Consider the following 20,533-nt stretch of genomic DNA (forward strand, 5'->3'; position numbering starts at 1 on the left):
GAAATTTAAATTATTGGAAGCGCTCTTGATTGAGCATCATCGTTATATGATCAGTTTAACGACTAATAACGGGTAAATGAAGCGCTTTAAGTTGAAACATGGTGGAGTATCATTGTTAATTATGAAATATGCATGACTTCTTTAAACCAATCCCAAATCCCAAATGAAAAATTATGAAATATATCGATACCGAGCGCTGATTTTATAAGATAAAGAATAACCACCGCGAGTCCGAAAAGAGCAACCACACCGAAGCACGTTAATAGTGTCATGAAGAATAATGCAAGTGGTGACTCGCTTCTCATCTTATTTCTATAATCTCTACCGAGTAAAAAAACGAAAAAATAACGTTTATTAAAAAATGAGACACTTTTTCGAATATCGATATTATTATTTGAACCAAGACCCGTTGCAATTACGGCTCGTTCGATGGATTTTTTTTGTTCAAAAGACAGCTCATTTGAAATATTTCCATCTAATGCTGAATAAAAATTAGCGATGAGTCTCTGTTGTTTTTTATCCATCATGTTGAGTTCTCTTTTTCTCAATAGTGTCATAGATGGCCATCGTTTTACCTGCAATTTTATGCCAATCATAATGCGCTAAATACTGACTATAATTAACATTGCTCTCAGAGCCTATTGAATGGTTAATCAATGCCGTCGTTAGGCTATCGATATCGCCAACGGGAAAATAACTTTCAGGGCTTAGTTTAACTTCTAGATTTGCTGGAATATTACTGACAATGGCGGGTAATGAATAAGACATTGCTTCTAATAGAGCAATCGGTAAACCTTCATGGTAAGAGGGCATCACAAAGGCTTTCGCTTTTGAGAAAATAGATTGTAATTGCTCACCTTTTAAAAATCCCGTCATTATTACACCATCGACATGTTTTGCTTGTGCTTTTAGCTGTTCACTGTAGGGCGTCGGATGATCGGTGTCTCCCATAATTACCAGCGGTATATCAATGTTTGCTTTTTCATAAGCACTGATAAGATCGTGGAATCCTTTTTCTTCGACTAAACGCCCAACCGCAACCAAGTAGTTGTTTTCAGTAAGAGTAAATTGAGTTAACACAGCATCTATTTTTTCTTGAGGGAGTGGAGTGGGTAGGTTTACCCCATTGTAAACTAAATGGGCATCGTGGCGATTATATTTCGATTTAATGATGTCGTTAATTACGTCTGAAATTACAATGACTTCCGTTGCGTAAGTGACTGCTAACCTTTCACCTAATTGTAACATTCGTTTTGCAAATCCCCCCCATTTTTGACGGTCATAATCAGGACCATGATGAGTGAAAACCACTTTTTTACCTAAAACTCGTAATAGAGGTACAACAAGCCCTGGTCCAATCGCGTGAACATGGACAATGTTAGAACGATCAAATAACGTTGAAAACGAAGATAAGGTTGAGTGAACTATCGCTTCTAATGATTTCTTCTTTGGTGCCCAAATAGCCTTTGTATTGACACCTCGGTAAGTGGATTTTTTATAATCGACATAAGGCGAACGAGCAATGACACAAATCTCAGTATCGAATTGTGTCTTAATTTCAGGGTATAAATTCTGACAGTGAGTTTCTACTCCGCCTAAAACATCAGGGATCCCACGAGTGCCGATGACGGTAATGTTAGTGGTCATGTATTATCCCTTTAGTAATTCATTATAAAGATTGAGTAAATCTGTTTTGTGTTTTGTTAGTGTGTACTTACTTAAAAAGCGTTGTCTTGCATTCTTCCCCATTTCTGCGGATGCTGAAAGGCTCGCAGCCAATACATCTAATTTGTCAGCAAGTGCTTGGGCATTACCCGCCTCAAATAAATAGCCATCAACGCCATCTCGAATTTGTTCTGGTAATCCACCGATTCTAGAGGCGATAACTGGTTTGCTGTATGACATGGCTTCTAGAACCGACATGGAACAGTTTTCATAGCATTCAGATGGTACAATTACGGCTTTTGCTTGTTTAATTAGAGTGAGTAATTCATCTCCGCTTTTAAAACCGAGTAATTCAGCTCTTGGGTACGTTTCTTTTAACTCGTTAAAAACGGGTCCATCCCCCACAATTTTTAAGGCTGTGTTTTCTTTCATTAATTGATGTGCTTTCGCAAGGGTAGGAACGCCTTTTTCTGTACTTAGTCTACCGAGATACAGAAAGTAACCTTGATCACTGATGCCCTCATTAGAGACGTGCTCATCAATACCATTTACGATAATGTCTACACGATTATGAGGCAGTTTTTGTTGTATAAAGCGTCCAAGAAAGCGGCTCGGTGAGACGATAGCATCAAGCTGCTGGTAGTTACCGCTGACTTTTTGATAGATAGCTTCTGCGGACAAAAGAAAACTTTTTATTAATGAACTTTCTTGGCATCGATGTATTGTGGCGTTAAAGACCGAGCCATGAACGCAGTCTTCACATGTATGACCATCGCGATACATCGTATAGCTTGGGCACGCTATTTTAGTATCGTGAGCGGTTAATACCGTTTTACAACCAAATTGTTTTGCCACTTTTATAATTGAAGGGGTGAGTTGGTGGTAGATATTATGAAAATGCACTAAGTCTGGTTTTTCTTGCTCTAATAATTGTTTGAATTTAATGCAAGCTTCGCTGTTATGAATAAAATTAACTGCAGTGGTTATTTTGTTTTTTAGTGTTTGCTCTTGATAGTAATCCACGTTATTAACGAAGAAGTAAGAATAGTTTGATTCAAGGTTTTTCTCATGATTCATTGAAAATTCAATAATATCGATGCCTTCAGAAAGCAACATATCCCGCTCTTGAAAGTAAACGGTTTCGGCACCACCTTTCATAAAGAAAAATTTATTAACTAATCGAACTTTCATTTTTTACCCTCGTTAATAATTTTGTGTTGTGGTGGCTGAGTTGGACTTTTTAGCGGCAGAAATAAACCTCGGAGTAAACCAGCAGAAAAAACGGAGAGGTTGATAACGCTGTGTAAGGCGTCTTTAATCGAGCGATTCTTAATGGTTTTTAATGTAATAAATGCGAATAAAGGCAATGCTGTGAGCATAATTATGAGAGAGTTAAACGTAAAGAGAGTACTTATTAAGAGCAATAAATAAAGAGTGAAAATAGCTTCGTTTTGCACTGTGCTTAATGCTTTCTTAAACAAAGGAGTACCAAAAGAGCCTTTTAAAAGCTCACCAGAAGCAAACAGATAACCGCCCTTCCAGCGATGCTTTATTAGCTCGAAAGATGACATGGTATAAGAGGTGTGAGAAAAATAAGGCACATCTAAGCGGTGAAGTTTGTAACCCGCTAAGCCTAAGCGCATACCGAGTTCAGATTCTTCGTAAGCATGTAAATTACGATTCGTTAAATATCCAATCTCATCAATGACGCTCTTTCTGTATAACCCCCCTCCACCTAAATGACTGCAATCACCAATAGGGTAAATTTGGTGTATGCGTTGTTTACGTGACTTAAACTCATAGCTATCAACATCATCCATTTCTACTGCACCCGCCACCGCGGCATATTCAGGGTGTTCTAATAGAAATGAAATACCATGATCAATAAAGCCCGACTCTAACTTCATATCGCCATCAAGTAAAAGTAAAAAATCACCTTCGCTATGAAGATAACCTAATTGATGGCCAACCCCACAGCAACGATCTTCTTCATTTGTTAGAGATACAACCGTAACACCCATTTGGGTGGCTATTTTTTGGGTTTTATCTGTTGATAAGCTATCCGCGACAATAATTTTATGGGGATATTTACTCATGTGCTCTTGGATGCTTGTTATCGTATTCGCGATGCCAGATTCTTCATTATAGGTTTTGATAATGACTGAAATAAAAGGAGAACTAGTCATGATTCGCTGCCGCCGTAATTAAGGATTTTCGGATCACTAAGTTTGATCCTAGTGATAAGTAAAAAATAAATTGAAGCATAGGGACCAACATCAATATTTGGCTGTATGGGAGACTTAATAAACAAGCAATAGCAAAGGCATTAAATGCAGGAGGATAGCTCATTAATCTAATATCTTCTTGTGTCACGTCATCTCGATTAAATAGAGGAGTAGGTTTACAGACTCGAAGAATATAGAGTGTCATTGAAATGAAAAATAATGTTCCAATGATCCCCAATTCCCATAAAAGAACACTGAGTGCTGTCGTATCAAGAATGACATTAAAAAGAACATTTAAAAAACCAGGGGAAACCGAACTTCCGTGATTTGTTGTATTTAATCCATAACCAAATAAAGCATTTGGAAGCCCATAAAAGTCATTATTATCTAACCAGAAAAAAATGGTTGTCATTCTTCCTAATTCACCGGTCGGCATAATATAGTTAGGATCAAATATATATTCTAAAGAACCAATGAAAATGTCTAATGGCCCTTTACTTGGGTCACTGCCAAAAGCAGATGAATAAGATAATGATAATAATAAGATAGCGATACTCATTAATAGCAACATCCCACCAATAATCGCGAGAATAATCTTAATATCGTAGCTTTTCATGCCTTTTATGTAGCTAGGAGCTAGCCATACATAAGCCAGTAAAATGGGTGATAATAAAATAACAAATTTCACTTCACCTAAAATACATAGAGTGAATGCCGCACCAATGTGTAGGATAGTTGATTTTATTGAGCATAGACCATGTTTATACTCAGAGAGTTTTAACAGCATAATCAGTAAGCAAAAAAGCCCCATCGCAGCCGTATTCCCACCTCCCATGGGATCGCCCCCAAAAGTACCTACGACCGAATCCCATTTTTCATACTCACCGTGAGCGGCTACTCGTTTGGGAAGAATGACAAAAATTTGGAATAGAATGACGGGGAATTGAGCATAAAAAATCCAATAAAGTGTTTTTGTCACTCGGTATATTTGTGATTCCCGACAAAATCGCAACAATAGACAAAATAGAATTAAGGAGAGTGCGAGCTCATTTTTTAAGCCAACAATAGTGGTGGTGATACCATTTTGCAAAAAGGTACTGAGTACCGCTTGAACGAAAAAACCAATGAACAAAACGAGTATAATAATTTCTTTATGATCGAGATCGAGCGGCGTATATCGATTCTGTAAAAAGAGTAAGCCTGTCATCGTAAAAGCTAATAAAAATGGCAGCCATAAAATGGCAGAAATACCAGTGAAATATTGTGTTAAGCCACATAATACGAGACTGATAACGGCATAGATTTGTAGGAAAAAACCAGTATTTAACGGCATCATTACTTATTTTCCTGAGCTAATAGGTGTGCTCGTTTATTTACTTTTAAATAGATAAAGCTGTAACGAACAAATGACAGAATCGAAAACAAAAGAACAGAATAAGCATAGTTATGGTAAAAGTATGGAAATATAATGAAAGCGATAGTGATAACTAACAATTGCTCGATTTGAATACGTAGAAAATATTTAGGTGAACCAAATACTAATTCAATTACTGTGAGGGGACAGACAGCAAGAGCAGGAAGTAAATAAGGCAGCATATAACGGGATGTAGGTACAGAGCTAAGCCATTCATCATTAAAACCAAGTTGCATGATTAACGGATAAAAGAGTAAGACACCAGCAGTCGCAATAAGCCCCAGAATTAACAACATTAAGCGAACTTTTTTAAATTCTTGATAATTAAATTTGTTATTACGAAAATCAATCGACCACTTAGCAAAGATAGAATTACGAACGGCATTACCAACAATGGTAACGGGTGCTAAGCAGAAACGATTCACAACAGCAAAATAACCCGCGATTAATGGGGAGAACCAAAAATTAATTAGCAGTGTGGGTAGATTATTATTTGCCATCGCTAAAACTTCGGCACTGCCTATTCCAGAAAGATGAGCCCGATTTTCTTTCATAAATTGCACATTATTCGATAATGAAAAATGAGAAAATCTAATCTTTGAAAAAGAAACAGAATGACAAATCCAAATGGAAACAAGAATAAACAACCCAATGGCCCAACAGACATAAAATAATTCAGTGGTTTGTGTGAGAGCAACGGCACCAATAACTAATAATGAAATTGAAATACGCTGAAATGCTAATAGACGAATATTTTCAATTCTAAGCAGTAAGTTTTCTGATATTAAAACCCATGCATGACAAAGGGTTAGTAGGTAAAGTAAATAGCCATTAAGATCAAAAAACTGGATAATTATGACAGTATAAGGAAGCGCAATTATGACACTTTGAAGCAGTGAAAATATAATGTTCTGAGTGACTTGTGAATCACTTTGTTTTGGTAATAACAATTGAGAGGCAAAAGTACAAATTTGAGCTCCAATTAACACTACGCTATACACTAGAGCATAAACGCCCACTTGTGCCATATCGTATTTGTGAGAAATAAGCCAAATAGAAACGGCACCGATAATTTGGGAAATAACCGATGCACCCGCAATTGTTGAGACACTTTTTAGTAAGCTCATCAGAAACCTAACTTAATAAATCATCGTTTTGATGGAACAGTTGTTGCTGTGTTTCTTCTGTTTCTAATTCTTCATCAACCACATTATTAAGTATGGCACCAATAATAGGGATTTGCAGTTGAGTTATTTTTTCCATGTTTGACAGGATGCTGTTTGCACTTAATGTACCGGCTTGAACAGTATAAATAACACCAGATAGATAACGAGCAATAAGCTGAGCGTCTTTATTCTCAGATAATGCTGGCAAGTGAACGATAATTTGTTCAAATTGCTTACTCATCTCTTGAAGTGTTGGTTCGAGGGTTTCCAGAGATAATGTTAGGAGTGGTGTTGATGTTAGTGTTCCACGAGCTAAGAAAAATAAATTTTCGTCTAATTGAGTTATACAATCGTTAATAGGATGATTTTTTTCAAGAATTTCAGCCATCCCCATTACAGTTAATGTAGGAAAAACATCAGAGGTACTATTTTCTGTTTTAGATACGCTCGAGGCTTCCTCTACAGGTTGCATCATCAATATCTCTTCAGTTATAGAGACTTCCTTTCTGAAATCTAAATCTATTAATAATGTCGAACGATCTTGTGATAAAGAATGAGCAAGAAGATAACTGCTTAATTCATTTTGTTCGCTAGAATCTGTGGATACTAAACCAATAATTGGCCAGGGTTTACTATCTAAAAGGAGACTCGTTCTAATTGCGTGAATGGTGTCCCCTGAATAGGGATTAGTAAAAAAAATGTTTGAAAATACAGTAAGTTCTGCAATGTAATTGAATGGGCGAAGCTCCCCGATGGCTTTTAGGCCTAAGCGGGTTTTCACTTGAGTTACATTATTAATTGATTTATTTAAGGCCGATTTAATGATGATAAACAGTAAACTTAAGATAAATGTCATGATGAAAATCATAATGATAAATAAAGCTTTATTGGGTTTACTTGGTTTACTTGGTTTACTTGGTGGCATTGCGGGATCGAGTAGTGTTGCCGCTGGCTCACGATATAACATCGTTAATTCTTGCTCTTTGCTACGAGTGAAGATTTTTTCGTACAACTCTTGCGTCTTATCTAAATCCGCTTTCATCGTATTATAAACATCTCTTTTTGCAGCAAGTTGTGTGAAGTTCTTTTTTTGTGCATTAAGTAAGGATTTATATTTATTTTCGCGTTCAATTGAGGCTTGATATTCTTTGTATAATCCGGTTTTAAGCTCTTTTAATAAAGAGGTCGTTTGTAGTTCAATGGCATTAATTTGAGCATTAGCTTCTAAAATCAATGGGTTTTTGGGGCCATACTTTTCTTTAAGATCAAATAATGTACGTTTTTCTTGAATAAGAGCAATACGTAAATCTTGTAATTGTGCATGATTAGAAATCGACGGTAGGGTAGCCACATCTTCTAATGGATAGCCAAGTGCTTCGCTGATTGTGTTATAGCTAAGTAGTCACGCAAAAGTTATTGTGAATTTTTCGCCGTAATAATTTAATATGTTTTTGATGTTAATACTGAGGTCTTCAAACGTTTTGAACGCTTCACATGGTAACCATTCATATTTTACTTTCTTCCACAATATCTCAATGATATTGAGCTCTGGAGAGTACGGTGGTAGATAACAAACTAATACATCATTCATCAACCACTCATGCAATTTTTGTTTAAATTTTGCTGACCTATGAAAAGAGGCATTATCTAAGATAATAAAGCATGGCTTATCGTTTTTTCGTGCGTTGATAAAGTGCTCAAATGCATCAATTACTGTATCGGTAGTTACTCTTCCTTCCGTTGTTTGAAAACTCAATTTACCTTGTCTACTTAAGAAGCCAAGAACATTGAGCCGTTTGCTGTGTGAATGAGCAGGCCTTAGCGATTGAACACCGATAGGTCCCCAACAATAAGGAAGATTAGATTTCTGACTAAAGCCTGACTCATCAAAATAAAAGAGTTCACATTTATTCGTACGTTCCATTTCAATCAATGAATTCAATATATTACTGAAATTATTGAATTTCATATCGTCACGCTTTAACTTTAATGAGTGTCGGGCTCTTTTGTAACTGTAATCACTTTTTTTATATTTCGTTTAATAGTGTCTAAGCTGGATTTTTTACCTGTTTCTTCTTCAAGTATTGCTTGTGCTCGTTTAAGTTGATGTGGCTCTTCATCAACCAATGACTTCAAACGATATACTTCTGCTTCTGTGTAAATAGGTTTTCTACCTATACGAACAGCGTCATACAATCCGAGCATTCCACAGGCTTCCCAATGGTCTATCCATGACGATATGGTCTCAAATTTAGCGTCTAAAATATCAGTTAACGCTAAAATAGAGTAGCCTTTATCACTGAGAATAATCGCATGTGCTCGTATTCTTACTCTATTTTTTGGATGATTAGCGATCGCTTCTTTTAGGGTTATTTTTTCATTGTCTGTTAAAGGATTAACTGCTTTCATTATGATATAGACACTGACGTTAAAATACTCATTTTAATACCATATGGATATATGGATATATGGTAAAGGCGAAATCTTCATTCTCGAAAACTTATCATTAACTACTTAGCCTTCGCTGTTATTCGTTTTTCTTTTGCGGTTGCTAAACGATCATTAACGAGTGCAAGTTGCTCTGTTTCAAAACCATCAATACCTTGATAAGTTAGCAAACCATTTTCTGTGAGGTATTTATCTATATTTTCTTTTTGTTGTAAAATCTTCTCTTTTAGCTCGGTCATTCGAGCATTATTCCATTCTTGAGCTTGTTTGGTTTTTTCTATTTTTCGTTGCTCTTCTAAGTGAATATAAGCCTCAACAACGGCATTAGTGATGGTTGCGGACATCTCTGGAGATGTCGATTCATAAGAGATTTTAATTAATTGGCTAAAGCGCACAGGTGAGATAGAAAGCTTTTTATTGATCGCTTTTACTATTTGATAAATATGTTCATTTTCTGAAATTAGTTTATCGGTTTTTTTTAGCTTAAATAGTGGGTTGTTTTGTAAATTTAGTTGACGAACGACAGTCTCAATGACTTTTTTTGATTGTAAAACTTCGGCTTGAGTTGGGTAATACTCTGCTTGAGTTGCGTCAAAATCTTCGACTTGATCTATCGGTGTCGAGTTATCTGATTGTGCTTTTAATATCATCGTTGCAGTTGCAGAATATTGAGGTGTCATCGAGTAAATTAACGGGAGTGAAATTAAGGTTACCCCCATAACTGTCAGCAGAATTCGTAGACGATATTTTTTAAATTCTTTTAGGAAATTAGAAAAATCGATTGTACTTTCTAGCTTTTTTCCATTTTCTATAATTGATAGTGCCATAATTTAGAAAAAACTCTGTTCAATAATAACTACATCGCCCGGACCTACTGGATAGGTTGGACCCACATCTTCAATTAATTCATTTGTAGCGGCTAGACGGACGTTAATGCCATCTCTATCTGACCGATCAGTAAAACCACCAGCCATCGCAATCGCTTGTTCAACGGTTAATCCTGGTTGAAATTCGTACCCATTAGGGTTTGCAACTTCACCACTGATAAAGAACTTTCTAAAGGACTCAATACTGACGGTTACCATTGGCTGGACGATGTACCCGTCAGCCAATTTAGTTTCTATGTCTTTTTCTATTTGTGCTGGAGTTCTTCCCAATAACTGCACATCACCAAGGTAAGGGAAATTAACAAATCCACCGCGGTGAATTTTCAAACGTAAGGTCATATCGGGCTCTTTAAATACCGATATCTGAATACTATCACCAGCCCCTAATACATAACCTAGATCATCTTTCTGAATCGTGGTGTCTGATTTTTGTATTTCTGTATTCTTTACTGGTGAAGTCTCTGATGCATAAGCGTGAGAGAGCACAGAGATGAATAAGCAAAAAGATATAAAGAAGGATTTCATCTAAATTTGCACCTTAGTTGTAAACATAATAATGGATTTGTCATAACCTAATGTCTGGATAATGGTTTCTGCCGAGTTATTGATAGTGAAATCATCAAACTCTTTGTCTGAAGTATTAATCATTTGTTGATAGCTTAGCTCTAGTATAATTGATGGTCTAAATTTATATGTTAATTTTGCCATAGCGTCTGTGGTTGTGGTTGTTTTACCATCGTTTTTATGTTGATCGGCACTGGTTTCATAATTAAACCCTAATTCACTAGAAAATCTATTAGACCACCAAAAATGCTCCCAACGTGTACCATATTTGGTATTTAAAACATATCCTCCAACTTCTGTTGGATCTTCTACCCGTTGATCAGTAAACAAATGAAAGGTTGAATATCTCACAGGGCTCCAAGCTATATCAACATCCCAGTTTAATCCGCTAAAGCCTTGAGAATCAGGTTGGTTTGGAAAGGTTTTATACAACCATGCAATATTGGCATCTATCGTGGTTTTTCCTGTTTGTTGGCTTTTTATTCCGGCGACCAAAAAGGTTTCATTTGTATTTTTTTTGTTATCTTCTTCATAGTCTCTTAGGTTGCTGATTATCGAATATCGAAATCGAGTACGGCTTGACGCTTGGTCAAATAACTCTATGGTAAATGTAGTCTGGTTCCAATTTTGGTCTTTAATATATTGGTTGAAATTATTTTTATGGACATCATTGGACTCTCTGCCGTCATAGCTAAATTCTTTATATTGGGCCGCAAAACTGAGTTTACCAATGCTGTCTTGCTTATCAATGCTGTAGCGAAGTTCAGTGTTCAGCATATTCGTTTTCAAAACATCATCTATACCGTATTGTTTAAACTGTTCGGCAGATAAACCATCAGTAAGTCCTTCTCCTCTATTTTCGTGAGCTAAGACATTTTCGATCGTAAATAAGAGGTCATTATTAAGGCCTTTTTCCCAGGATCCAATGAACCTTATTGTGTGGTCATCATAATCATCCGAAGTCGCGTCGTTTTGATATTGACGATAATCACCGAGATACTCAACTGTGTAAGTGTCCGCGTTACGTTTACCTTCTAATTTTAAAAAAGGCTTTAGATTAAAAAAATCCGACGTTACATGAGGGGCTTTTTCCGATTGAAAATTAACGTTGTCGTCATATCCATAATCAAGATCTACGTTACTTTGAAATTCTATTCCTGCTGGCCCTATATGTGGTTTTGGGGTTAATGCGGCATAGCAAAAGCTGCTCATCATATAAAACATGAGCAATAAGACCCGTTGAGTGCAAGCAAGCTTAATAGGCGGTATCACTGACAAAACCTTTAAATACGGTTAGAAAAATGATTTTTATATCCATCGAAAGTGACCAGTTTTGTAAATATTTAATATCATACTCAATACGTTTTTCCATTTTATCGAGTGTGTCTGTTTCACCACGATAGCCACTAATTTGCGCTAGGCCGGTAATACCCGGTTTTATTTTGTGGCGTACCATGTAGTTGTCGACCAATACTCTATATTCTTCATTGTGTGCTACAGCATGAGGTCTTGGACCAACAATAGACATACTACCTTGTAATACATTGATAAATTGTGGTAATTCATCCAATGATGTTCTGCGAATAAAGTTACCAAAACGAGTTACTCGTGGGTCATTTTTTGTTGCTTGAGTGACGGTTCCTGAGTTTTCCATAACTTTCATTGAGCGAAATTTCCATACTTTTATTTTCCTACCGCCTAAGCCATAGCGATCTTGTTTAAATAATATAGGGCCGGGAGAGCTTAACTTCACACCAAGAGCAACAATACATAAAACAGGTAAAATTAATAAAGTGATTAAAAAGCCGATTATAAGATCTTCAATACGTTTTATTACCGCTCCAAATCCCTCAAAAGGTGAGCTAAAAATACTAAACGTGTGTACATTTCCGATACGTGTAATTTGAGAGACATTTAATTTATAAGTGTATAAGTCAGGAACAATAAAAGCATCTACTGTCGAGTTTGATAACTGATGTATAGTGTCTTTTATTCGGTCTCTTGCCACCATTGGCAAAGCGATGTAAACATCACTAATATCATTGCTTTTTACTTTATCAATGAGATCGCATATTTTTCCATCATGACTACTTTTTGCCATATAGCTAAAGCGGTCATTTGAACGATCATCATAAAAGCTAATGTGTATTTTTTGTTGTTTGTATTTTTTTAATAACGCTTTTTCAATGGCTAGTCCTGCAGGGGTTAACCCGACTATTGCAATGTGTTTTATTTTTGTATTTGGTAACACTAAATATCGATAACAAAGATTACAACTTATACGTGGTATAGAGAGTCCGACAAAAACCGTTAAGTACCAAATCATATATAACTGATTATTAAAATGGCTAATACTAGCCCCTTCCATGCCTTTTAATCGGAGTTTTAAAACATGTAATGTTACTCCTGAAAGCAGAAGTGCAAGAAATAGCCTTGAAAGATATTTTGGTAGCTCAAATTTACTGTTTATATCGTAAATATTGAGATATTCGCTGATTAATAAAAAAATCACAGAAAACAGTAAACCTACAGCTAAGTCTACGGCTGTTTCTGAAAAGCCCTGAAGCGAAAGTAAAAAAAACTAATATGAGATTTATCAATATAAAATCAAATGCTTTGTTAATATTACGATAGCTATTTGTGATCATTTTTATATTTTGTTGTTTCATATAGCCTCTTGTCGCATTGATTTACGTAATTAGAGCAGTATAGTCGATAATTACAGGTGTTAAGTTAACGTCGCGTCAAAAAAATGACATCCCAATAATATCGTTTATTTTATTAAGTAACTAGAATTTCTAACATTTATTATTTTTCTTTTCTAACCATGTTTATATTTTGTTCGAATTTCGTCCCTATTTTTATTTTTGAGCGAACGGATTCTCTGTTTAGGGGTATCAGAAATAGTGATGAACGTGTTAAACTGCGAACTACTGTATATATAACCGGGTGAACACTTTTCATCCTTTCTAATTTATCTGGAGCAAACTATGGCCAGCCGTGGTATTAATAAAGTTATCCTTGTTGGTAACTTAGGGCAAGATCCTGAAATCCGTTACATGCCAAGTGGCGGTGCGGTAGCAAACATTACAATTGCAACGTCGGAATCATGGCGTGATAAAGCAACTGGCGAACAACGTGAAAAAACAGAATGGCACCGTGTTGCTCTGTTTGGTAAATTAGCGGAAGTTGCTGGTGAGTATTTACGTAAAGGCTCTCAAGTTTATGTTGAAGGTCAATTACAAACACGTAAATGGCAAGATCAGAGCGGTCAAGATCGTTTTACTACAGAAGTTGTAGTTCAAGGTTTTAACGGTGTAATGCAGATGCTTGGTGGTCGTGGTCAAGGTCAAGGCGCTCCAGCTGGTGGACAGCAGCAACAGCAGCAAGGCAATTGGGGTCAACCTCAACAACCTGCGCAGCAAAATAACTTTGCTCCACAACAGCAGCAACAACAAGCACCTCAACAACAAGCACCGCAGGCAGCTCAGCCTCAATATAATGAGCCACCAATGGACTTTGATGATGATATTCCATTTTAGGAATATATCTTTAATTGTTTCATAAAAAAAAGCCTCAATCATTGAGGCTTTTTTTGTAGGCGGAAGAAGTAATTATTTCTTAATTGTCATGGTTAAATTAGGGAATTGAGCACTAATATAGGTTGTGGTTGTGTATATTAAGAAAGCAATCCCTAACATTTCCAAGGTTTCTTCTATACTGTAACTTATTGAATAAATTAGAGAGTCAGTACCATATTGTTGAGAAATAGCACCGCCAATTAACTCCATCATTAATGCTCCGGAAACATAAACAATACCTGAAATCACTAATAGATTACGAGTCGTTTTTGGCAGTCTAAATAAAAATTTAAAGTAAGTTAAAGCAAAAATGACAAGTAAAACCGCATAAGGGATAACCCAAGCAAAATAGAGTGCGCCTGTTGTGTGTAGTGAGTTACGAACAGGACCAACTAACATTTCATGCAGTTCAGTCATTTCATCAAGAGCAAGGAATAAGAAAATCCCACTTAGACCAGCCCAGGCTAAGTGACGTTCTTTTTTCTGTTTATGGATATAAGCGATTAATCCAAGAAGAATACTTGCAACGATCATGGCACATGAAGAGTAAAGGGTTGGAACATTCATCTCTCTGTCTAGATCAAATAAACGAATGATAGTTTCCATATGAGAGTAGTTTAGGTATTGCTTGGAGATAACCGCAAAGCAATTTGCAATAACCAATATGACAATTAAAGAAAGAAAGAAGGTTAATGTTTTTTTTGAGTTAAGTAGTCACGCAAAAGTTATTGTGAATTTTTCGCCGTAATAATTTAATATGTTTTTGATGTTAATACTGAGGTCTTCAAACGTTTTGAACGCTTCACATGGTAACCATTCATATTTTACTTTCTTCCACAATATCTCAATGATATTGAGCTCTGGAGAGTACGGTGGTAGATAACAAACTAATACATCATTCATCAACCACTCATGCAATTTTTGTTTAAATTTTGCTGACCTATGAAAAGAGGCATTATCTAAGATAATAAAGCATGGCTTATCGTTTTTTCGTGCGTTGATAAAGTGCTCAAATGCATCAATTACTGTATCGGTAGTTACTCTTCCTTCCGTTGTTTGAAAACTCAATTTACCTTGTCTACTTAAGAAGCCAAGAACATTGAGCCGTTTGCTGTGTGAATGAGCAGGCCTTAGCGATTGAACACCGATAGGTCCCCAACAATAAGGAAGATTAGATTTCTGACTAAAGCCTGACTCATCAAAATAAAAGAGTTCACATTTATTCGTACGTTCCATTTCAATCAATGAATTCAATATATTACTGAAATTATTGAATTTCATATCGTCACGCTTTAACTTTAATGAGTGTCGGGCTCTTTTGTAACTGTAATCACTTTTTTTATATTTCGTTTAATAGTGTCTAAGCTGGATTTTTTACCTGTTTCTTCTTCAAGTATTGCTTGTGCTCGTTTAAGTTGATGTGGCTCTTCATCAACCAATGACTTCAAACGATATACTTCTGCTTCTGTGTAAATAGGTTTTCTACCTATACGAACAGCGTCATACAATCCGAGCATTCCACAGGCTTCCCAATGGTCTATCCATGACGATATGGTCTCAAATTTAGCGTCTAAAATATCAGTTAACGCTAAAATAGAGTAGCCTTTATCACTGAGAATAATCGCATGTGCTCGTATTCTTACTCTATTTTTTGGATGATTAGCGATCGCTTCTTTTAGGGTTATTTTTTCATTGTCTGTTAAAGGATTAACTGCTTTCATTATGATATAGACACTGACGTTAAAATACTCATTTTAATACCATATGGATATATGGTAAAGGCGAAATCTTCATTCTCGAAAACTTATCATTAACTACTTAAGCTCAATATTCACGCGTACGCCTTATATTATTATGGGAGTTCTCTTGGTATCGTCGACTAATACATTTAGTATCTGTTATTAACAGTGAGCATTGTATAGAGATATAAGTGAAATATTTGTATTATATGTAATACATGTTTAGATGTACCTACTGAAACTAAGGGCATCATATTTTGGTACATACCTTCAGGGAAGAAGAGTTCAATGAGAAAAACCCCTAATTTACGATTAAGTAACCGCCTTATTTCCTTTGTTACTTTAATGGTTTCTGCTGCTATTTTTGTTTTATTCGTGGGTGGAGCAATATCCTTTAAACAAATTGGAACCGAATACTTAGATCATTATTTGGTTGGTGTTGTTAATGTGGTTGATGAAGAGCTTCTAGAACCAGAAGAAGCGACATCAATGGCGAAATGGTTACCAAAATTATTAAAAGCCAGTAGTGTAATGAGCATGGAATTGTCATCAGAATCAGGTCCTATTTATGCTTTTCAATCGTTAGCCATCCTTCCCGATGATAATTTACTTTATCAAAAAACGTATCCCCTCGATCTTAATAAAGGGTATTCGATTACCTTTAAATCTTTACCTCCTTATAGTGCGTTTACTTATTCGTTAGGTGCTTTGTTTTCTATCACTGCAGCCATTGCCATTATTGTTGTTTCTCTACTTTGGGGAGTGGTGTGGTTAAGAAAGCAACTTTATGGCTCGGAGCTCTTAGAAGAAAGGGGGAGAATGCTTTTGGCCGGAAAGGTCGATAGTTATGAAGTGGGTAGTGAAGAAGAGTGGCCCGCGACCGCAAGTTTGGCGTTAGATAATGTGATCGCTGAATTAAAAGATGCACGTAAAGAGCGCAGTCGATTTGATACATTTATTCGAACTCATACCTTTTTAGATCAATTGACGGGCTCTGCAAATAGAGTCTTGTTTGACAGTAAATTAGAATCCACATTGCAAGAATCTGAAAGTCAGGGTGTTTTACTTCTGTTGAGAATTAATGGATGGGAAGATCTGATTGAAGAACAAGGAAAGCGAGCGGGTGATGAGTTAATTGTCGAATTAGGGAAGCAGTTAAATAATTTGATTCAACGTTATAGTGATAGTGTACTTTCGCGTTATTACACATCTGAATTTGCTCTTCTTATTCCTCAACAGTCATTAAAAGAAGCGAAATTACTGTCTTCTCAGTGCTTAAAAATGGTAGAGAAAATCATACCTCCAACAAGTTTAGATGCTGATAATTGGTGTCATATTGGTGTGAGCATGTATGTCAGTGGTGAGCAACGTGGGCGACTGATGAATGAGTTAGATATGGCTCATCGTAGTGCACTATTACAAAACAACAATAGTTGGTCATTATTTAAAAAACAGCAACAACTAATCGAGAGTTTGGGGAGTGTCCGTTGGCGTACATTGTTTGATGCTATTTTTGAACAAGAGCAACTCGTGCTTTATAAACAAACTACCTTTTTATTTGAAGGGAATAATATAATCCCACTTCACTTGGAGTTATTTTCAAGAATTAAAGATGAAAATGGTATTCAAATAAAAGCGTCTCGCTTTTTACCCGCGATAGAGCAAGTGGGTTATCAAATAAAGCTTGATAGTGCGGTCTTAAAACAAGCATTTCCATTATTAAATGATACTGAAATGTCTCAACATTCATTTTCTGTCCATTTACATATAAAAAGTTTACAAAATAGTGCATTTATTCGCCAGTTAAGAGATCGGTTATTACAAACCCCAAGAGAAGAATTACAACGATTAAGTTTTGAATTAGCGGAAGGGCAAGTTGTGACGCATTTAGATTCAGTACGACCAATTGCAAAAATGTTAAAAAGTTTTGGTTGTAAGCTGGTTGTAGAGCAGGCAGGTCGCACTATTGTAAGTACTCACTATATTAAAGATTTGCATGTTGATTACGTGAAATTACATCGAAGTTTGATTAAAGACATCCATCAACGATATGAAAATCAACTGTTTGTACGAAGCTTATTAGGGGCTTGTGAAACGACAGGGGCTCAGGTTATTGCGGTTGGTATAGAGAAAGACAAAGAATTAAAACGATTAAAAGAGTTGGGTGTTAAAGGCGGTCAAGGTCGTATTTTTGAGGTTGAAACCAGTCTTTTTCATCAACAAAAGAAAATCGCGATCCCTAAACGAAGGAATCGTTGGGAAAAACGTTATTGATCTCATTTTTCAGATAATTCCCATATGTCTTAAGAATAGAATGTTGTATCATTCATGATTAATCCGTCGCGGAAAAAAAGACGGGTGTTCAGTGTAATGAAAGCAATATAGAGATTACGTAATTAATGAATATGATGGATGCATTCAAGAAACTGACACTTTCTCGTTCTATTAAAACAACGACATCAATTGTTCTATTACAAGGTGGTATCTATATCGCGAAAAGCGATGATGATAACCAACTTAAAGAAAGTCATTATACTGAAATTAACCATCCGCAAGCTTGGAAAGAAGCGTTAGTTAGTGCTTGCCAACAAGCTGGTGTTTCAGACTGTGGAGCCAATATAATTGTAGGCTCTCATCTTTATCAGTCATTTCAAATTGAAAAACCGAATATTCCTAAAGAAGAGCTAATTGGTGCGCTTCCTTTTCTTGTTAAAGATCTTATTACGGATCGCGTATCTGATATTGTTGCTGATGGCATTGAAACCAGTAATGGTAAATTGCAGGTATATATTTCTCAGATTGCCACGATAAAGTCTATTGTTGACCTCTTACAACCTTTCTCTATTCAAGTTATTAATATTACGCCTGATGAATTAACGTGGGCAAATGCAAAACCAGAGCAAGATGGTTTTATGCTACTTTGCCACAGTAAATCAGCAGACTTTAAATTATTGGCGTTTAATGAAGGGCGCTTACATTTAAATCGTTCTTTGCGCGGAATTAAAGCGCCTTTAACCGGCGATGAATCTAGTCACTTTCAACTCGATAATTTAGCTTTAGAATTACAACGATCATTAGATTATTTAAGTGCTCACTCGCAAGGTGTCAATATTAATCATCTTTATTTTCGCTGTGATGATGAAGATGATTCAACGTTATCCACTGAGCTACAAAATCGTTTAGGGGTCAAGGTTGCCTCACTGCTTGTGGATGAACCAAGAGTCTTTAGAGCAGGGGAAGTGCTGAGTTGGCTAGGGTTATTTAATAAGCCAAATATTAATTTATATAATGATACCTTAAAACCGAAAACGGATTATTTAACATTACCCAATGCATTGATTAGTTGGGGAGTTGGTATGGTTCTTGTAGGTATTATTGCAGGTTACTATCAATGGCAACTTTATGGCGTTGAAAATAAAGTCGCACTGGCATCATCTCAAGAAAGTATCTACAACCAAGAGCTGATTGAAGTAAATAAAAAGTTGGCTGGGCATAAACCATCGGCCGCTAAATTGGCGGCAATAAAGCGATTAAAAGACGATATTAACGCCAAGAAAGCATCATTAAAAATGATCGATAATTTTGATGAAGGGATGCAAGTGGGGTACTCCGGTCTTATGAGTAGCCTTACTCAAATTGGTAAAGGGAATATCTCCCTAACAAAAATTTATATTTCTGGTAATGACGTTAATTTTACTGGTTTTGCACGAACGCCAGATGTTGTACCTAGTTGGATACAGAGCTTTGAAAGTGAATTGCATTTAGTCGGTCGAACTTTTGCTCAATTAAACATAAAAACAGATGAAAAAGGGGTTGTGTCATTTACTTTAAATACAACCGTGTCAAAGGAAAGTAATGAATAATTGGATTAAAGCAAAAGACGCTTTCTTAGCGTTATCACAAAGAGAAAAAATGCTCATTGTTATTGTGGGTTGGGTTGCGGTTATTTTTATTTCTTTAACGCTAGTCATAGAACCTCAAATGGCGAAAACGCAAAAAGCGGAACAACAACTGTCTCGAGTGACGAATTCTATTTCATCATTAAAACAACAAATTGAATTAGCTCAATTTCGATTGCAAAAAGATCCAAACCTTGAAATTAATAAAGAATATAAAGAGCTAACGTTACAAAGCCAAGATTTAGCGAATATTTTATCTAAACGGGTTGCTGCTTTAGTTTCGCCAAGTCAAATGGCACAGTTACTTGAAACCGTATTACAAAAATCATCAAAATTAAGATTGAGTTCGATGAGTACATTACCGTCTGAGCGATTATTAGATGAGAACAGTAACGCTGGCTATTACATTCACCCGATTAAGCTTGTGCTTTCGGGGAGTTATTTTGATTTTGAAGAATACCTTTCAAATTTAGAATCATTGCCCGTGAAATATTATTGGAGAAACTTTCAATATAAAGTGAAAACATACCCAAATGCTGAGTTAAGTATTGAGGTATACACCCTCGGTTCAAGTAAAGGGTTCATTGGAGGTTAATGTGAAATATTTCCTTTTATTATTTGTATTATTAGCATCGTCGATTAATGCATCAGAAATCAGTGCGGGACACGATCCTACAGAGCCATTAAGTTGGTTGAAGCCTGAACCGCAGCAGAAAAAAATAGTGAAAAAAAGTCAATATTTCCCATCATTACAGGCAATTAATTGTAATGGCAGTGGGAATGCTGATTGTTACGCTGTGTTAGATGATAAATCCATGAAGCAAGGTGAAAAGATCTCTGGCTATACGCTGTTATCAATTAATGACGATAACGTATTTATTGGCCGTGCTGGTAAGCGGTGGGAACTTTCTCTATTTTCACAAGACATTAAACATTAAGGTTTGT

At 36.0% G+C, this 20,533-nt stretch carries 18 protein-coding genes and 1 pseudogene; 5 read left to right on the plus strand and 14 right to left on the minus strand.

Going from position 1 to position 20,533, the window contains the following annotated elements; all coding sequences use genetic code 11:
• Positions 1-119 precede the first annotated feature (119 nt).
• The 12 genes and pseudogenes from VSAL_RS02565 to VSAL_RS02625 form a co-directional block, all read right to left on the minus strand.
• Positions 120-527 carry a hypothetical protein gene (locus tag VSAL_RS02565; protein ID WP_044583176.1) on the minus strand — a complete coding sequence of 136 codons (408 nt, stop codon included), beginning with the start codon at positions 525-527 and terminating at the stop codon, positions 120-122.
• On the minus strand, positions 517-1,647 hold the full coding sequence (locus tag VSAL_RS02570) for a glycosyltransferase family 4 protein (protein ID WP_012549269.1): 1,131 nt from the start codon (positions 1,645-1,647) through the stop codon (positions 517-519). Before VSAL_RS02570 ends, VSAL_RS02565 begins: the two co-directional genes overlap by 11 nt.
• A 3-nt stretch (positions 1,648-1,650) precedes the next feature.
• A complete protein-coding gene (locus tag VSAL_RS02575) occupies positions 1,651-2,856 on the minus strand; it encodes a glycosyltransferase family 4 protein (RefSeq protein ID WP_012549270.1) in 1,206 nt (401 codons plus the stop codon).
• Positions 2,853-3,851 carry a glycosyltransferase gene (locus VSAL_RS02580; RefSeq protein WP_012549271.1) on the minus strand — a complete coding sequence of 333 codons (999 nt, stop codon included), beginning with the start codon at positions 3,849-3,851 and terminating at the stop codon, positions 2,853-2,855. The genes VSAL_RS02575 and VSAL_RS02580 overlap by 4 nt, the downstream gene beginning before the upstream one ends.
• The gene (locus tag VSAL_RS02585) at positions 3,844-5,223 is read right to left on the minus strand and encodes a hypothetical protein (protein WP_044583379.1); all 1,380 of its coding nucleotides are present in this window, start codon (positions 5,221-5,223) and stop codon (positions 3,844-3,846) included. The genes VSAL_RS02580 and VSAL_RS02585 overlap by 8 nt, the downstream gene beginning before the upstream one ends.
• 2 nt (positions 5,224-5,225) lie before the next feature.
• Positions 5,226-6,431, minus strand: coding sequence for a lipopolysaccharide biosynthesis protein (locus VSAL_RS02590; RefSeq protein ID WP_012549273.1), 1,206 nt, complete (start codon positions 6,429-6,431; stop codon positions 5,226-5,228).
• A gap of 7 nt (positions 6,432-6,438) precedes the next feature.
• Positions 6,439-7,821, minus strand: a complete 1,383-nt coding sequence (locus tag VSAL_RS02595; RefSeq protein ID WP_231850868.1) for a hypothetical protein — start codon at positions 7,819-7,821, stop codon at positions 6,439-6,441.
• Between the two features lie 51 nt (positions 7,822-7,872).
• Positions 7,873-8,879, minus strand: a protein-coding gene (locus VSAL_RS22660) for an IS630-like element ISVsa8 family transposase (protein WP_085941784.1) whose coding sequence is annotated in 2 segments (ribosomal slippage) — positions 7,873-8,501 and positions 8,501-8,879 — 1,008 coding nt in all. Because the reading frame shifts where the segments join, the coding sequence is not laid out codon by codon here.
• 101 nt (positions 8,880-8,980) lie between these two features.
• On the minus strand, positions 8,981-9,745 hold the full coding sequence (locus tag VSAL_RS02610) for a GumC family protein (RefSeq protein WP_049940323.1): 765 nt from the start codon (positions 9,743-9,745) through the stop codon (positions 8,981-8,983).
• A 3-nt stretch (positions 9,746-9,748) separates the two neighbouring features.
• Positions 9,749-10,330: a polysaccharide biosynthesis/export family protein gene (locus VSAL_RS02615; RefSeq protein ID WP_012549275.1), complete on the minus strand. Its 582-nt coding sequence runs from the start codon at positions 10,328-10,330 to the stop codon at positions 9,749-9,751.
• Positions 10,331-11,593 carry an outer membrane beta-barrel protein gene (locus tag VSAL_RS02620; protein WP_044583177.1) on the minus strand — a complete coding sequence of 421 codons (1,263 nt, stop codon included), beginning with the start codon at positions 11,591-11,593 and terminating at the stop codon, positions 10,331-10,333. It lies immediately after the preceding gene.
• Positions 11,594-11,624: 31 nt separating this feature from the next.
• Positions 11,625-13,038, minus strand: a pseudogene (locus tag VSAL_RS02625) (undecaprenyl-phosphate glucose phosphotransferase).
• A gap of 321 nt (positions 13,039-13,359) precedes the next feature.
• Between VSAL_RS02625 and VSAL_RS02630 the strand changes: the two are divergent.
• Positions 13,360-13,911: a single-stranded DNA-binding protein gene (locus tag VSAL_RS02630; protein ID WP_012549277.1), complete on the plus strand. Its 552-nt coding sequence runs from the start codon at positions 13,360-13,362 to the stop codon at positions 13,909-13,911.
• Positions 13,912-13,983: 72 nt separating this feature from the next.
• Here VSAL_RS02630 and VSAL_RS02635 read toward each other — a convergent pair whose 3' ends face one another.
• Together VSAL_RS02635 and VSAL_RS22665 are read right to left on the minus strand one after the other, a co-directional pair.
• Complete coding sequence (locus VSAL_RS02635; RefSeq protein WP_231850870.1) at positions 13,984-14,556, minus strand: hypothetical protein; 573 nt, start codon at positions 14,554-14,556, stop codon at positions 13,984-13,986.
• A 108-nt stretch (positions 14,557-14,664) separates the two neighbouring features.
• Positions 14,665-15,671, minus strand: a protein-coding gene (locus tag VSAL_RS22665) for an IS630-like element ISVsa8 family transposase (protein WP_085941784.1) whose coding sequence is annotated in 2 segments (ribosomal slippage) — positions 14,665-15,293 and positions 15,293-15,671 — 1,008 coding nt in all. Because the reading frame shifts where the segments join, the coding sequence is not laid out codon by codon here.
• 306 nt (positions 15,672-15,977) lie between these two features.
• On the opposite strand from VSAL_RS22665, the gene csrD reads away from it, so the two are divergent.
• The 4 genes from csrD (at position 15,978) to VSAL_RS02665 (ending at position 20,526) form a co-directional block, all read left to right on the plus strand.
• Positions 15,978-17,963: an RNase E specificity factor CsrD gene (gene csrD, locus VSAL_RS02650; protein ID WP_012549279.1), complete on the plus strand. Its 1,986-nt coding sequence runs from the start codon at positions 15,978-15,980 to the stop codon at positions 17,961-17,963.
• A 125-nt stretch (positions 17,964-18,088) separates the two neighbouring features.
• Entirely contained in the window at positions 18,089-19,552 is a 1,464-nt protein-coding gene (locus VSAL_RS02655; protein WP_012549280.1) for an MSHA biogenesis protein MshI, read from the plus strand.
• Positions 19,545-20,183, plus strand: coding sequence for a type 4a pilus biogenesis protein PilO (gene pilO, locus VSAL_RS02660; protein ID WP_012549281.1), 639 nt, complete (start codon positions 19,545-19,547; stop codon positions 20,181-20,183). The genes VSAL_RS02655 and pilO overlap by 8 nt, the downstream gene beginning before the upstream one ends.
• Position 20,184: 1 nt before the next feature.
• Entirely contained in the window at positions 20,185-20,526 is a 342-nt protein-coding gene (locus VSAL_RS02665) for a hypothetical protein (protein ID WP_012549282.1), read from the plus strand.
• The last annotated feature ends 7 nt before the right edge of the window (positions 20,527-20,533 follow it).

The sequence above is a fragment of the Aliivibrio salmonicida LFI1238 genome (genome assembly GCF_000196495.1).
Lineage (GTDB): Bacteria > Pseudomonadota > Gammaproteobacteria > Enterobacterales > Vibrionaceae > Aliivibrio > Aliivibrio salmonicida.

Bases quoted from the DNA above. Each gene is read 5' to 3' on its own strand.
- VSAL_RS02610 (WP_049940323.1), bottom strand. From the start codon at position 9,745: ATGGCACTATCAATTATAGAAAATGGAAAAAAGCTAGAAAGTACAATC.
- VSAL_RS02590 (WP_012549273.1), bottom strand. From the start codon at position 6,431: ATGAGCTTACTAAAAAGTGTCTCAACAATTGCGGGTGCATCGGTTATT.
- VSAL_RS02630 (WP_012549277.1), top strand. From the start codon at position 13,360: ATGGCCAGCCGTGGTATTAATAAAGTTATCCTTGTTGGTAACTTAGGG.
- VSAL_RS02580 (WP_012549271.1), bottom strand. From the start codon at position 3,851: ATGACTAGTTCTCCTTTTATTTCAGTCATTATCAAAACCTATAATGAA.
- VSAL_RS02620 (WP_044583177.1), bottom strand. From the start codon at position 11,593: ATGTTTTATATGATGAGCAGCTTTTGCTATGCCGCATTAACCCCAAAA.
- VSAL_RS02585 (WP_044583379.1), bottom strand. From the start codon at position 5,223: ATGCCGTTAAATACTGGTTTTTTCCTACAAATCTATGCCGTTATCAGT.
- VSAL_RS02575 (WP_012549270.1), bottom strand. From the start codon at position 2,856: ATGAAAGTTCGATTAGTTAATAAATTTTTCTTTATGAAAGGTGGTGCC.
- pilO (WP_012549281.1), top strand. From the start codon at position 19,545: ATGAATAATTGGATTAAAGCAAAAGACGCTTTCTTAGCGTTATCACAA.
- VSAL_RS02615 (WP_012549275.1), bottom strand. From the start codon at position 10,330: ATGAAATCCTTCTTTATATCTTTTTGCTTATTCATCTCTGTGCTCTCT.
- VSAL_RS02570 (WP_012549269.1), bottom strand. From the start codon at position 1,647: ATGACCACTAACATTACCGTCATCGGCACTCGTGGGATCCCTGATGTT.
- csrD (WP_012549279.1), top strand. From the start codon at position 15,978: ATGAGAAAAACCCCTAATTTACGATTAAGTAACCGCCTTATTTCCTTT.
- VSAL_RS02635 (WP_231850870.1), bottom strand. From the start codon at position 14,556: ATGGAAACTATCATTCGTTTATTTGATCTAGACAGAGAGATGAATGTT.
- VSAL_RS02565 (WP_044583176.1), bottom strand. From the start codon at position 527: ATGATGGATAAAAAACAACAGAGACTCATCGCTAATTTTTATTCAGCA.
- VSAL_RS02655 (WP_012549280.1), top strand. From the start codon at position 18,089: ATGAATATGATGGATGCATTCAAGAAACTGACACTTTCTCGTTCTATT.